Genomic DNA, 13980 nt, shown 5'->3' on the forward strand with positions numbered 1-13980 from the left:
CCGATGATTCCTGTGATGATGGCGCTCGCGATGGCCGTGGGCAGCCCGGCCCCTGCTTCCCCCGTGGAAGGCACCTGGCACAATCCGAAGAACAGCGTGGCCGTAAAGACAGGCGCCTGCGGGGACAGGCTGTGCGGCTGGGTGGTGCGCGCTAGCGACGAGGCGCAGGCCGACGCCCGCGACGGCGGCACGCCGAAACTGATCGGCACCGCCTTGCTTCGCGAATATCGCCCTAGCGGCCGCAGGAAATGGTCGGGCCAGATCTTCGTCCCCGACATGGGCCGCACCTTCGGGTCGACGCTGACGCTGGTCGACGCGAATACGATCGACGTGAAAGGCTGCCTGATCGGCGGGTTCCTGTGCAAGACGCAGACCTGGCACCGCGGTTGACCCGATGACGACTCGTCCGTTGATCATCCGGACCCGCGACTGGATCGCGCATCGCCGGGGCACGCTGATCGCGCTGGCGGTACTCATCGTCGCGGTGCTTGGCTTCGCTGCGATCCACAAGCTGACCGCCGAAATCCGTCTGTCCGAAGTGCGCGCCGCGTTTTCCGCGCTCGGCTGGTCGCAGCTCTCGGTGGCGATCGGGCTGACCGTCGTCAGCTATATCGCGCTGACCTTCTACGATTCGATCGCACTGAAAGTGATCGGCCATCCGCTGCCGTGGCGGACCGCTGCAGTCGCGTCGTTCACCAGCTACACGATCAGCCACAATCTCGGGCTGGCCATGCTGACCGGCGGCTCGGCGCGGTACCGCGTGTATAGCCGCGCCGGGCTAGACGAAGCCGCCGTGGCGCGCGTCGTGCTGATAGCCGGCGTGACGTTCTGGGCGGGGGTCGTCACGGTCGCGTGCCTGTCGATGGCGATCCATCCGGGGACGCTACCGATCGTGAGGTGGACGATGCCGCCTCTGCTGGAGCGCAGCGTCGGCATCGTCATCCCGCTCGTCATGCTGGGGGTCGTCCTGCGTCACCGGCGGGGTGGATCGATCGGGCTGCTCGGCTGGCGACTGCCCCTGCCGAATTGGCGGCAGGCCCTCGCGCTCCTGCTGGTCTCGACGGTCGACCTGGCGGCGGCAAGTGCGGCGTTGTTCGTGCTGCTCCCCAATGCCTCGCCCGAGCTCTATCCGGTGCTGTTCCTCGGCTACGCGGTGGCGATCGTCGTTGCGTTGATCAGCCATGTGCCAGGCGGGCTCGGCGTGTTCGAGGCGGTGATCATAGCGACGATGCCGCAGGACAATGCGACGGTCCTCGCCGCGCTGCTCGCCTACCGGATCATCTATTACGTCGCGCCGCTGATCCTCGCCGCAGTGTTGATGGCGTTCCACGAGGGACGCCAATGGCGTGGGCGAGGCACCGATCCGCTCGCAATCGCACTGCCGCTGGCGCCCTTGCTGCTGGGCGTGCTGGTGTTCCTGAGTGGCGCGATGCTGCTCGTGTCGGGCGCACTGCCCGCGGCGCCCGGTCGCATGGACACGCTGGCGACGATCCTGCCGCTGCCGATCAGCGAGATGGCGCACGTCGCGGCGAGCCTCGTCGGCGTCATGCTGCTGCTGGTCGCGCTTGGCCTGTACCGGCGGCTCGACGGCGCGTTCTGGGCGGCGCGGACGTTGCTCGTCGCAGGCGCGCTGCTGTCGATCGCCAAGGGCCTCGATTACGAGGAGGCGACGATCCTGCTGATGACCGCCGCCGCGCTGCAATGGACGCGCGCGGCGTTCTATCGGCGGACGCGACTGACTGCGGAGCCGTTGTCGCCCGAATGGCTGGTCGGCGTCGGCGCCGCGATCGGGTTGTCGGTGTTGATCGGCTTCTTCGCCTATCGCCGCGTCGGCTATTCGAGCGACCTGTGGTGGCAGTTCGAGACCAACGCCAACGCCTCGCGGTTCCTGCGCACCAGCCTCGCGGTCGGTCTGCTGCTGATCGGCGCGGCGATCTGGCGGCTGTTCGCGGCGGCGCCCGTGCCGATGGTCCACGACATGCTGCCCGACGACGTCGCGACCGCCGCGCTCGCGCATGCCGACCGCACCGACGCGATGCTCGCCTTCACCGGCGACAAGCGCTTCCTGGTCTCGGACAGCGGCGACGCGTTCCTGATGTATCAGGTGAAGGGCGCGAGCTGGATCGTGCTCGGTGACCCGGTGGGACCGAGCGAGGCATGGTCGGAGCTGTTATGGGCCATCCGCGCCCGCGCCGACGCAGCTCAGGGCCGGCTGCTGCTGTACCAGATCGGCCTGCGCATCGTCCCGATCGCGATCGAGATGGGCCTTAAGCTGGTCAAGTACGGCGAAGAGGCGACGGTCGAGCTCGACGGCTTCACGCTGGAGACGCCCGAGATGCGCAGCGTGCGGAAGGCCAGCCGTGTCGCCGAGCGGGCGGGCGCGGAGTTCGCGGTCGTGCCGGCCGCCGAAATGCCCGCGATCATCCCAGAACTGCAAGCGATCTCCGACTGGTGGCTCGCCGACAAGGATCATGCCGAGAAGAGTTTCAGCGTCGGTCGGTTCGAGCCGGGATACATGGCGAAGTTCGACTGCGCGGTGGTGCGGATCGAGGGCAGGATCGTCGCCTTCGCCAACGTCTGGGGCACGCCGAACAGGCAGGAGCTGTCGGTCGACCTGATGCGCCACGCCGAGGACATGCCGCAGGGTGGCATGGATTTCCTGTTCACGCGGCTGATGGTGTGGGGGCACGAGCATGGCTATCGGCATTTCTCGCTCGGCATGGCGCCACTGTCGGGAATCGAGGCGCGGCGGCTGTCCCCGACCTGGTCGAAGGTGGCGGCCTTCCTGTTCCGCCACGGCGAGCGTTTCTACGGGTTTGCCGGCCTGCGCGCGTACAAGGAGAAGTTCCGCCCGAACTGGACACCGCGCTATATCGCCTCGCCGGGCGGCACGTCCTTGCTGCGTGGATTGATAGATTTGCGGGCTTTGGTGAGTCGGTAAGGCTTGCTAGGGCTCACTAATGAGCTTCCTCCTGGCAATCGAAGGCGCCGACGGCGCGGGCAAGGCCACCGCCTCGGCATTGGTGGTCGAGCAGTTGCGCGCCACTGGCCGCACCGCCGACGTCGTGTCGTTCCCGCGCTATACCGAGACGGTCGGCGGCTGGGCACTCGGCGCGATGCTGGCCGGCACCTTGCCGCGCGGCACGTCGCCCAAGGCGGCGGCGGTGCTGTATGCGCTCGACCGGATGGAGTCGCGGGAGCACCTGCTGGCGACGATGGCGGCGAACGATGTGGTAGTGTTCGACCGCTATATCGCCTCGAACATGGCGTATCAGGCGGCGCAGGTGCCGGCGGACGAAGCGGACGCAATGATGGCGTGGATCGCCGACCTGGAAACGGGGTCGTTCGCGCTGCCGAAGCCTGATCTCTCGGTGTATCTTGACACCCCGGCCGCGATCGCGCGCGGGCTTATCCTGAAGAAGCGGAAGCGGTCCTACACCGACGATGCGTTCGATGCGTACGAGGCGGATACAGGACTGCAGGATCGGGTGCGGACTAATTACGCTGCGATGGCGGAGGCTGGGTTGCTGGGGCGCTGGGCGACGGTGTCGACGGTGGCTGACGGCGCGTCGCGCTTGCCCACCGAGATCGCCGCGGAAATCGTCGCCCTCCTCGCCTGACGCCGTACCACCCTGGCGGAGGCCGGGGCCCAATTGGAAATGTCACAGTAACGGCACGCGACGCTCGCCAAGCGTCGTCCCCCAATTGGGCCCCGGCCTTCGCCGGGGTGGTGTGCGGTTGCGCGTACGTGCGCGTCCGCAAATCCCTCTATTCGTTTTCAAACTTCTCGTTATGTAGCTCGACTATATAACGAAGGGGTGACGACAATGCGGGGACATGATTTCACGCGGCTGAGTGCCGCGCTGCTGGCTACAACTTGCCTGCCGATGATGGCAGCCGCGCAGGCCAGCGCCGCCAATCCGGAACAGGCTCGCACCGAAGGCAACGCGCAGGCGAGCATCGACCCCGACATCTCGATGGAAGTGATCGTCACCGCCCGTCGTCGCGCAGAAAACGCGCAGAAAATCCCCGGCTCACTATCCGTCGTCGGCGGCGCGTTGCTCGACCGCTCCTACACCGTAAACACGCAGCAACTGGCGCAGCTCGTCCCCGCGCTGAACTACAGCTCCGCGAACCCCCGCAACACCGCATTCACGATCCGCGGGCTCGGCAGCAGCGTCGTCGCGGTCAGTCAGGCCAATGACGGGCTCGAACCCGGCGTCGGCTATTATGTCGACCAGGTCTATCACGCGCGCCCCGCCACCGCCGCCTTCGACTTCAGCGACATCGAGCAGGTCGAGGTGTTGCGTGGGCCGCAGGGCACGCTGTTCGGCAAGAACTCCACCGCCGGCGCGATCAACATCACGACGAGAGCTCCGACCTTCACCACCGAAGGCGAGGCGGAGATCAGCTATGCAAGCTACAACTTCCTCCAGGTGAAGGGCGCTGTCTCAGGCCCGATCGTCGGCGACACGCTCGCCGGCCGCGTGTCGGTGGTCAGCACGCGCCGCGACGGCGTGATCGACAACGTCGTCACCGGCCGCGATCAGAACACCATCGGCAACCAGGCGATCCGCGGGCAATTGCTGTTCCGCCCTTCGGAAGTGTTCCAGGTGAAGGTCAGCGCCGACTTCACCAACTTCCAGAGCAACTGCTGCACGCAGGTCTATTACAATGTAGCGACCCGGCCCGGCAGTGGTACCGATGGCCGTCTGTTCCGCACCGCCACGCGCCAGTTCGGCGGCCCGACCGGCCTCGCCGCGCAGTTCAACTACGCACCGCCCAGCACCAATCCGTACGACCGCAAGACCGACATCGACGCGGCGCTCGGCGTCGATACCAACGAAGGCGGCGTCGGCGTGATCGCGGACTGGAACCTCGGGGCCGCGACGCTCACCTCGGTCAGCGCATGGCGGTTCTGGAACTGGGATGCCGACAACGATCGCGACTATACCGGCATCCCGATCCAGACCGAACAGCACATCCCATCGCGCCAGGACCAGTATAGCCAGGAATTGCGCCTCGCCTCGAACGGCGACCACAAATTGAGCTACGTCGGCGGGCTGTATTTCTTCCGCCAGCGCGTGATCGGCCGTCCGATCTCGATCTACGGCCCCGCCGCTGCACGCTACCTGATCGGCACGTCGACAGGCACGGGCGCCGCTGCAACTGCCGTCCCGAACAACCTGCTCGACGGCTACGGCACCGACGGCCGCACCGATTTCCGCTCGGACAGCTATGCCGCGTTCAGCGAAGTGAACTGGAAGCCGATCGACCGCCTGACGCTGACCGGCGGGCTTCGGTATACCTATGAGGAGAAGGAAGGGACGTACGACACCTTCACCTTCGGCGGCTTACAGACCACCAACGCCGCACTGAACGCGGCCAAGCTCTCGATCCTGCGCGGCCAGAACTACGCCGCCAGCGACAAGGACGGCGCGCTGACGGGGCGCGGCAACATCGCGTACCAAGCGACAGATAACGTCCTCGCCTATGCCAGCTACGCGCGTGGCGAGAAGTCGGGCGGTATCAACATGTCTGGCCTTCCGCTCAACGACCAGAACCGGCCGGCGATCGGCACCGCCGTCGTCCGCCCCGAGAAGAACACTGCGTACGAAATCGGCCTGAAGACGCAGCTGTTCGACAATCGCCTGATCTTCAACGTCGACGGCTATTACACGCGTGTCACGGATTTCCAGTCGAACGTGACCGATACGCGCGCCGCCGCCGCTTTGCGTACCTACCTCGCCAACATCCCGAAGGTCACCGTCCGCGGCTTCGAGGCGGACGCGACCGCGCTCGTCACCCGCAACCTCTCGTTGCGCGGCAGCGTCGCCTACGCCGACGGCAAGTTCAATTCCTACCCGGCCGCCCCCTGCCCGATCGAGCGGATCTTCAACACCGCGGCGTTCTGCGATCTCAGCGGCCAGCGCCTGTCGAGCCTGCCCCGCTGGTCGTACACGCTCGGCGCGGACTACAACCAGCCGATCGCCGACATCGGCAGCGGCTTCGTCCATGTCGACTCTAACACCCGCACGCGGCAGTTCGGTGATCCCTCGGGCTCGGCGTTCACGGTCATCCAGGGCTACACGATCGTCAACGGCAGCATCGGCTTTCGCTCGAAGGACGGCTGGGAACTCGCCGTCTTCTCGCGCAACCTGCTGAACAAAGACTACATCCAGAACGTGACGATCCAGGCGGGCAATTCGGGTTTGATCCTCGCCACGCCGAGCGACCCGCGTACGATCGGGCTTACCTTCCGCATCAAGCAGTAGGTAAGAGGGGGGCTATGACGCTACCGCCGGACCCCGCCCTCCACGCCACGATCCTGCTCGCCAAGGACCAGACCGGCCGCGTCGGCGCCGACCGGATCGCGCTGCTGCGCGCGATCCGCAACGGCGGCTCGATCACCAGCGCGGCGAAAGTCGTCGGCCTCAGCTACAAGGCGGCATGGGACGCGGTGCAGGTGATGAACAATCTGTTCGACCGCCCGCTCGTGCTCCCTGCGGCGGGCGGCAAGGACGGCGGCGCGAGCCCGATCACCGAGGCGGGCGTGGCGGTACTCGACGGCTATGCGGTCGCCGAAGCGGAGCTCGCGAGCGCGATGGCGCGGATCGAGGCTAGCGTATCGAACGGGCTGTCGCTGAAGCCGTTGCTGTGGGGAATCGGAATGAAGACGAGCGCACGCAACGTGTTGCGCGGCACCGTGTCGCGCGTGACGCCGGGGACGATCGATGCCGAGGTTACGCTGGCGGTGGCGGACGGCGTCGAGATCGTCGCGACGATCACGCGCGGCAGTGCCGAGGATCTGGGACTGGTACCGGGCGCGACCGCGCTGGCGCTGATCAAGTCGAGTTTCGTGATCCTCGCACGCGGTGACGAGAGCCTGCGGACCTCGGCCCGCAACACATTGGCAGGGACCGTGATTGCACGCGAAGACGGCGCGATCTCCAGCGAGGTGACGCTGGAACTGACGCTCGGCAAGACGCTGACAGCGACGTTGACCAAGGAGAGCGCGGAGGCGCTCGACCTACAGATCGGCACGCGCGCACTGGCGTTGATCAAGGCGAGCCATGTAATCCTGGCGGTCGAGTAAGACCTTTCCGTTGAGCGCACCACCCCGGCGGAGGCCGGGGCCCAATTGGGAGACGTCGCCAACTACACACTGCCCCCTGTTACCTAGGCCTTGCCAACGGGGCCCCGGCCTCCGCCGGGGAGGTGCCAATCGGTTTGGACGCCAATCCTAACATTTCCGTCATAAACCGATTCCGCATTGCAGCACACGCGATCACCATTACTTAGCACGCTAATGACTTCCCCCCGCGCCATCCTCGAGTCATCCTACGCTCGCACCCTTCTACCGCTTGCGAAGATGTGGCGGCGGGCGGCCGATCGGGCGTTGCGCGACATGAACGTGTCGGCATCGACCGGCTGGGCGCTCGTCCAGGTCGGGAGGCTCGGCGACGACGTGCGCCAAACCGACCTCGCGAACCAACTCGACGTGACGCAAGCCTCGCTGGTTCGCTCGATCGATCAGATGTCGGCCGCCAACCTCGTCGAGCGTCGCCGCGACCCCGTCGATGCACGCGTCAGCCGCATTCGCCTGACCGATCACGGCCGTGCGCTGGTCACCACGATCGAGGCGAAGTTCGCCAGCCTGCGCGCGGGGATGCTCGACGACGTGTCCGACGACGATCTCACCACTGCGTTGCACGTCGCGGAGCGGCTCGGCGCACGGTTCACGGCGGATCACGCCCGATGAGCCCGGCACGATGAACCTCACCCGGTTCGGCGGGAAGGAAGCGCTCTTCTCGGTCAAATGCCTGATCGCTGCTTTCCTCGCCTATTACATCGCGCTCAGGATCGGCCTGACGCGTCCGTATTGGGCGGTGACGACGTCGTACATCGTCGCGCAGCCGCTGGCGGGCGCGGTGCTGTCGAAGGCGGTGTTCCGCGTCGCCGGTACGGTACTCGGCGCGGCCGCGGCGGTGGTGCTGGTACCGAATCTGGTCAACGCGCCCGAGCTTCTCTCGCTCGGCCTGGCGCTGTGGCTCGGGCTGTGCCTGTATATCTCGCTGCTCGATCGGACGCCGCGCGCATATCTGTTCCTGCTCGCAGGCTATACGGCCAGCATCATCGGATTTCCGTCGGTCACGACGCCGGGCGCGGTGTTCACGATCGCCGCCTTGCGCGTGCAGGAGATCACGATCGGCATTCTGTGCGGGAGCCTGATCCACGGCTTCGTCTTCCCGCAGACCGTGACCGCCACTCTGCTCGCGCGGATCGATGCGATCCTGGCCGATGCCGAGCGCTGGTCGCGGGATTCGCTTGCAGGGGCGTCCGATGCCGCGCTCGACCGCGATCGGCGACGGCTGGCGCTCGACATCAACGAGCTTCACCAGCTGTCGATTCACCTGCCGTTCGACACCGCGCGCCTGCTGCCCCGCACGCGGACCCTGCGCGCGCTTCAGGCCGAACTGTCGATGCTGCTGCCCCTGGCGAGCGCGGTCGACGACCGGATCGTCGAACTGAAGCGCGGTGCCGACGCGCCCCGCCCCGAAGCGCTCGCGCTGATCGAGGACGTCCGCGAATGGTTGCGCGATCCGCCGCCCGTCGCTGAGCGTGGCGCGGCAGCGGACGCACTGATCGAACGCGCCCGCGTCCTCGAACCGGTGGTGGGCGATACGCTCATCTGGCGTGATGCGTTGCGGCTCAGCCTGCTCGCGCGGCTCGGCGAACTGGTCGACGCGCACCGTAACGCGCGCGACCTGCGCGACCAGATGCGCTCGCCGTCGCGCGCGCCGGTTACGCCCGCGGTCGCACGGCTGCTCGCCCGGATCGCCAAGCGACCGCTCCACCGCGACCGGGGTATCGCACTCCGCGCCGCCGCCGGCACCGTCGCCACCATCCTGCTCGGCTGCGTCTTCTGGATCGGTACGGGCTGGTCGGACGGGGCGGGCGCGGTGCTGATCGCCGGGGTGTGCTGCGCGCTGTTCGGCAACAGCGACGACCCCGCACCATCGATCCTGGCGTTCTTCTACGGCACGATCATCGGGCTGGTCATATCCGCCGTCTACGCCTTCGCGATTCTGCCGCGCGTGACCGATTTCGTGACGCTCGCCGCCGTGCTCGCACCGCCGATGCTGATCGGAGGGATGTTCCTAGCCCGTCCGGCGACCTTGCTGATGACGCTCGGCGGCTTGCTCGGGGCGCTGAACACGGTCGGCCTCAACGATCGGTTCGGTGGCAGCTTCGACGCGTTCCTCAATGGCGGCATCGCGCAGTTGATCGGCACGCTGTTCGCGGTCGTCACGGTCGGCCTGTTCCAGACGATCGGCGCGGATACCAGCGCCCGGCGGCTGATCCGCGCAGGCTGGCGCGAACTGGCGGCGCGCAGCGACTCGATGAGCCGCCCGGACGCGGCGGGCTGGATCGCCCGGATGCTCGACCGCATCGGCCTGCTCGCGCCACGGCTTGCTTTGCAGGGCGAGGATCCAGGCAAGCCGCTGCTCGACGCCTTGACCGATCTGCGCGTCGGCGTCGCGGTCGGCGAACTCAAGCAGTTGCGGATCGATGGCTCCCCCGACGAGGCCGCGATGATCACGCCGGTCCTTCGTGGTATCGGCGCGCATTACCGTGCGTTACGTCCGGATGAGCCCGCGCCACCCGAACCCGACCTGCTCGCCGGAATCGACGCCGCGATGACCGGTTTCGCGACCAGCACGCCCGATCGCCACCGCACAGGCGTGCTCGCGCTGACCTCGCTGCGCCGCAACCTCTTCCCGCAAGCGCCAGCCTACGGAGCACCCGCATGACCGGCGAAATCTCGATCGGCGGCGTCTATCTGCCGAGCATCCTGCTGCTCGCCGTCGCCGCGGTAATCCTCACCGGCATCGCCACGCGGCTGCTCGCGTTCGCGGGCGCCTACCGCGTGGTGACGTATCGACCGCTCGTCGACCTCGCGCTGTTCATCCTCATCCTCGGGCTGCTCGCCCTGCTGACCGGACCTTCCGCATGACCTCTTCCCGCCTCAAGTCGCTGTTCGCCCCGCTGGGTCGCTCGGCCGTCACGCTGATCATCGTCGCGCTAGCGGTGCTGGTCGCGCTGTGGCTGTGGAAGCGGTACGAGACCGATCCGTGGACGCGCGACGGGCACATCCGCGCCGACATCGTCCGCGTGACGCCCGACGTCGCCGGCCTCGTCACGCAGGTCGCGGTGCACGACAACCAGGCGGTGAAGCCCGGCGACGTGCTGTTCGTGGTCGATCGTCCGCGCTTCCAGCTGACGCTGGCGCAGTCCGACGCGTCGATCGCGAGCGCACGCGCGACGCTACTGCAGGCACGACGCGAGGCACAGCGCGATCTGGCGCTCGGCGATCTGGTCGCGAAGGAGACGCACGAGCAGAACGTCGCGCGCGTCGCCACAGCGTCGGCGGCACTGGCGCAGGCGCAGAGCGCACGCTCCACCGCGGCGCTCAACCTCGCGCGGACGACGGTGCGCGCGACGGTGCACGGGATCGTCACCAATCTCGATCTCCACCCTGGCGACTATATCGCGACGGGCGCGCAGGCGATGGCGCTGGTCGATACGGATTCGCTCCGCGTCGAGGGCTATTTCGAGGAGACCAAGCTCGGCAGCATCCGGGTCGGCGATCCGGTCGTCGTCCACCTGATGGGCGAACCACAGGCGTTGCACGGCCGCGTCGACAGCATCGCGGCCGGAATCAACGACAGCGAGCGGACCAACACGACCAACCTGCTGCCGAACGTGAATCCGACCTTCAACTGGGTACGACTGGCACAGCGTATCCCGGTGCGGGTCAAGCTGACCAGCGTGCCGAAGGGGACGCAGCTGATCGTCGGCCGCACGGCGACGGTGACGGTCCAGCCGCGCGTCGCACCGGGGACGACGGCATGATGTTCGGTCGCCGCCCCGCGTCGCTAGGCACCGCCCCTTCTTCCCCCCTCCCTTCAAGGGAGGGGCCGGGGGTGGGTCGGCTTCCACAAATCCGCACCGGTGTGCCTCAAGCAGGCCAACCCACCCCCAACCCCTCCCTTCCAGGGAGGGGAGCGGTTGCGTCGATGGCTGCCCTGGTAGCCTCCACGTTGCTAACAGCCTGCACGACCGCCGGCCCAAACTACGCGCTCCCCGAGTCCGCAGTCGTCAACCGCCCCTCCGCCCAAGGCAGTTTCGACAGCGGCCACGAGAAGGCGTTCGCCGACACCCCCCTCCCCGACCACTGGTGGCAACTCTACGGCGACGCCCGCCTCGACGCGTTCGTCACGGAAGCGCTCGCCGCCAACACCGATCTCCGCGCCGCCGACGCCAACCTGCGCCGCGCAGACGCGGTCGTCGCCGAAGTCGCCGCGGGCCGCACGTTGTCGACCGCTCTCGGCGGCGGCACATCGCTCGACCGTCCCTATACCACCGGCGGCAGCCTGCCCGGCACGCTCGACTACAACCTCGGCATCACGCTAGCCTACCCGCTCGACCTGTCCGGCCGCATCCGCCGTGCGATCGAGGCGGCTCAAGGCGATGCCGAGGCGGTCGCCGCCGCACGCGACAACGTCCGCGTCACCGTCGCCGCGGAAACCGCGCGCAGCTACGCCACCGCTTGCACCGCCAACTCGGTGCTCGCCGCGAACAACCGCATTCTCGCACTGCAACGCCAGACGCTAAACGTCACGCAACGCCTGCAACGCGGCGGGCGCGGCACCGCGTTCGACGTGACGCGCGCGCGCACCGCAGTCGACCAGAGCGAGGCGCTAATCCCTTCACAGGTCGCGACGCGCACCGCCGCGCTCTACCGCCTCGCCACGCTGATGGGCCGCGCCCCCGCCGACTATCCCAAGGACGTCGCGACCTGTGCGAAGCCCCCAGCGCTAACCCGCCCGCTGCCGATCGGCGACGGGACCGCGTTGATCCTGCGCCGCCCCGATATCCGCCAGGCCGAACGCTCGCTCGCCGCTGCCACTGCGCGGATCGGCGTGGCGACGGCCAACCTCTATCCGCAGGTCAGTCTAGGCGGCTCGGCCGGGTTCACCGGGCCGGTCTCGTCGCTCGGCTCGACCAATGCGTTCCATCTCGGGCTCGGACCGTTGATCAGCTGGAGCTTCCCCAACCGCCCGGTCATCCGCGCGCAGATCGCCCAAGCCGGCGCCACCGCGGACCAGGCCCTCGCGCAGTTCGACTCGACCACGCTCGAAGCACTCCGCCAGACCGAGACCGCACTGTCCGCCTATGCCCGCGAAGGCGACCGCAACGCAGCCCTCCGACGCGCGCAGTCCAGCGCCGCACGCGCCGCGGATCAGGCCGGCACGCTCTACCGCTTCGGCCGCACCGACTTCCTCTCGCTGCTGACCGCGCAAGCGGCGCTGACCACCGCGCAAGCCAACCTCGCCGCGTCCGATGCGCTGCTGGTCGATCGCCAGGTCGACGTCTTCAAGGCGCTCGGCGGGGGGTGGCAGACTTGAGGCTGCGTCGCCGCGGGCTGGCCTCGATCAACAGCGAAATCCGCGATGGCATCATGCCCGCCGCCGACACGATCGCGCGCGTTGCCAAGGACCCGGACGCGCTGCCGCACACGCCGAGCAACTACCGCATCACCGCGCTGATCATCGCCTGCGCGCTGTTCATGGAGCAGATGGACTCGACCGTGCTCGCGACCGCGCTACCGACGATGGCGCGCGATTTCGGCGTCCCCGCCACCAGCATGAGTTCGGCGCTGACGTCGTACCTGCTGGCGCTCGCGATCTTTATCCCGGCAAGTGGACGCCTCGCCGACCGGTTCGGCTCACGGACGATCTTCCGCGCGGCGATCCTGATCTTCGTGGGTGGCTCGATGCTGTGCGGCCAGGCGACCAGCCTGCCGTTCATGATGATCGCCCGCTTTCTGCAAGGGCTTGGCGGCGCGATGATGATCCCGATCGGCCGCCTCGTCCTGCTCCGCAGCGTCGCCAAGGAGGACATGGTCCAGGCGATGTCGTGGCTGATCATGCCCGCGCTGATCGGCCCGATCCTGGGTCCCCCGGTCGGCGGCGCGATCGTGACGTATCTCGACTGGCGCTGGATCTTCTACCTCAACGTCCCGATCGGCCTGCTCGGCGTGATCCTGGTGACGCGCTTCATCGGCGAGGTGCGCGAGAACAAACCGGCGCGCTTCGACGTACCCGGCTTCATCCTGTCGGGCGTGTCGCTCGGCTGTCTGTTGTTCGGGTTCGAGATGACCAGCCGCACCGGCGAACTCGCGCGTGCGATCGTGCTGATCGCGGTCGGGCTGGTCGCGGGCGTTGCCTATATCCGCCACGCGAAACATCGCAGCGACCCGATCCTCGACCTCTCGCTGATGCGCATCCCGACCTTCCGGCTGTCGGTGATCGGCGGATCGCTGACCCGAATCACGCAGGGCGCGCAGCCGTTCCTGTTGCCGATGATGCTCCAGCTTGGGTTCGGGATGACCGCGGCGGCGAGCGGCGCGATCACCATCGCCGGCGCGATCGGCTCGCTGATGATGAAGAGCCTCGCACCGCGCGTGCTCAGGCGCTTCGGGTTCCGCAACAGCCTGATCGTCGGCGGACTCTGCGCGAGTTCGGGCTATGCGGTCGCCGGCCTGTTCCGCCCCGACTGGCCGATCCCGGCAATCTTCGGCGTGCTGATGATCTCGGGCTTCTTCATGTCGTTCCAGTTCTCGGCGTACAATACGATCGCGTACGACGAGATCCCGTCGTCGCGGATGAGCAGCGCGACGAGCTTCTACGCGACGTTCCAGCAACTGATGCTGTCGCTCGGCATCTGCGTGGGGGCGGCATCGCTGCATGTCGGGATGCTGGGAACGGGCGCGACCCGGCCGGCGCTGACGGACTTCACACTGGCGTTCCTGGTGGTGACTGCGGTGTCGGCCTCAGCGACGATCTGGAACCGGCGATTTGCGGTGAATGCGGGGGCGGAGTTAAGCGGGCACCGGGCTTAGATCGGTTCAAA

At 67.6% G+C, this 13980-nt stretch carries 11 protein-coding genes; all 11 read left to right on the forward strand.

The genetic code is table 11. From position 1 onward, the window contains the following. The first annotated feature begins 3 nt into the window (after nucleotides 1-3). Nucleotides 4-390, forward strand: a complete 387-nt coding sequence (locus AC59GX_RS07620) for a DUF2147 domain-containing protein (RefSeq protein WP_120301320.1) — start codon at nucleotides 4-6, stop codon at nucleotides 388-390. A 4-nt stretch (nucleotides 391-394) separates the two neighbouring features. After that, complete coding sequence (gene mprF, locus AC59GX_RS07625) at nucleotides 395-2941, forward strand: bifunctional lysylphosphatidylglycerol flippase/synthetase MprF (RefSeq protein ID WP_426279739.1); 2547 nt, start codon at nucleotides 395-397, stop codon at nucleotides 2939-2941. A gap of 19 nt (nucleotides 2942-2960) precedes the next feature. Next, on the forward strand, nucleotides 2961-3620 hold the full coding sequence (locus AC59GX_RS07630) for a dTMP kinase (protein WP_426279740.1): 660 nt from the start codon (nucleotides 2961-2963) through the stop codon (nucleotides 3618-3620). 207 nt (nucleotides 3621-3827) lie between these two features. After that, on the forward strand, nucleotides 3828-6275 hold the full coding sequence (locus tag AC59GX_RS07635; protein WP_426280385.1) for a TonB-dependent receptor: 2448 nt from the start codon (nucleotides 3828-3830) through the stop codon (nucleotides 6273-6275). A 14-nt stretch (nucleotides 6276-6289) separates the two neighbouring features. After that, nucleotides 6290-7096, forward strand: a complete 807-nt coding sequence (locus tag AC59GX_RS07640; RefSeq protein WP_426279741.1) for a TOBE domain-containing protein — start codon at nucleotides 6290-6292, stop codon at nucleotides 7094-7096. Between the two features lie 276 nt (nucleotides 7097-7372). Next, on the forward strand, nucleotides 7373-7762 hold the full coding sequence (locus tag AC59GX_RS07645; protein ID WP_426279742.1) for a MarR family winged helix-turn-helix transcriptional regulator: 390 nt from the start codon (nucleotides 7373-7375) through the stop codon (nucleotides 7760-7762). A gap of 10 nt (nucleotides 7763-7772) precedes the next feature. Then, nucleotides 7773-9815 carry an FUSC family protein gene (locus AC59GX_RS07650; protein WP_426279743.1) on the forward strand — a complete coding sequence of 681 codons (2043 nt, stop codon included), beginning with the start codon at nucleotides 7773-7775 and terminating at the stop codon, nucleotides 9813-9815. Beyond that, entirely contained in the window at nucleotides 9812-10018 is a 207-nt protein-coding gene (locus AC59GX_RS07655) for a DUF1656 domain-containing protein (RefSeq protein ID WP_056065737.1), read from the forward strand. The genes AC59GX_RS07650 and AC59GX_RS07655 overlap by 4 nt, the downstream gene beginning before the upstream one ends. Next, nucleotides 10015-10917 (forward strand): efflux RND transporter periplasmic adaptor subunit, encoded by a 903-nt coding sequence (locus AC59GX_RS07660; RefSeq protein WP_056065727.1) that lies wholly within the window; start codon nucleotides 10015-10017, stop codon nucleotides 10915-10917. The genes AC59GX_RS07655 and AC59GX_RS07660 overlap by 4 nt, the downstream gene beginning before the upstream one ends. Before the next feature lie 164 nt (nucleotides 10918-11081). After that, entirely contained in the window at nucleotides 11082-12473 is a 1392-nt protein-coding gene (locus AC59GX_RS07665) for an efflux transporter outer membrane subunit (RefSeq protein ID WP_426279744.1), read from the forward strand. Continuing rightward, nucleotides 12470-13969, forward strand: coding sequence for a DHA2 family efflux MFS transporter permease subunit (locus AC59GX_RS07670; protein WP_426279745.1), 1500 nt, complete (start codon nucleotides 12470-12472; stop codon nucleotides 13967-13969). The genes AC59GX_RS07665 and AC59GX_RS07670 overlap by 4 nt, the downstream gene beginning before the upstream one ends. Nucleotides 13970-13980: the final 11 nt, after the last annotated feature.

This window comes from Sphingomonas sp. 320_CC, from assembly GCF_059691795.1.

Bases quoted from the DNA above. Each gene is read 5' to 3' on its own strand.
- AC59GX_RS07620 (WP_120301320.1), top strand. From the start codon at position 4: ATGATTCCTGTGATGATGGCGCTCGCGATGGCCGTGGGCAGCCCGGCC.
- mprF (WP_426279739.1), top strand. From the start codon at position 395: ATGACGACTCGTCCGTTGATCATCCGGACCCGCGACTGGATCGCGCAT.
- AC59GX_RS07630 (WP_426279740.1), top strand. From the start codon at position 2,961: ATGAGCTTCCTCCTGGCAATCGAAGGCGCCGACGGCGCGGGCAAGGCC.
- AC59GX_RS07635 (WP_426280385.1), top strand. From the start codon at position 3,828: ATGCGGGGACATGATTTCACGCGGCTGAGTGCCGCGCTGCTGGCTACA.
- AC59GX_RS07640 (WP_426279741.1), top strand. From the start codon at position 6,290: ATGACGCTACCGCCGGACCCCGCCCTCCACGCCACGATCCTGCTCGCC.
- AC59GX_RS07645 (WP_426279742.1), top strand. From the start codon at position 7,373: ATGTGGCGGCGGGCGGCCGATCGGGCGTTGCGCGACATGAACGTGTCG.
- AC59GX_RS07650 (WP_426279743.1), top strand. From the start codon at position 7,773: ATGAACCTCACCCGGTTCGGCGGGAAGGAAGCGCTCTTCTCGGTCAAA.
- AC59GX_RS07655 (WP_056065737.1), top strand. From the start codon at position 9,812: ATGACCGGCGAAATCTCGATCGGCGGCGTCTATCTGCCGAGCATCCTG.
- AC59GX_RS07660 (WP_056065727.1), top strand. From the start codon at position 10,015: ATGACCTCTTCCCGCCTCAAGTCGCTGTTCGCCCCGCTGGGTCGCTCG.
- AC59GX_RS07665 (WP_426279744.1), top strand. From the start codon at position 11,082: ATGGCTGCCCTGGTAGCCTCCACGTTGCTAACAGCCTGCACGACCGCC.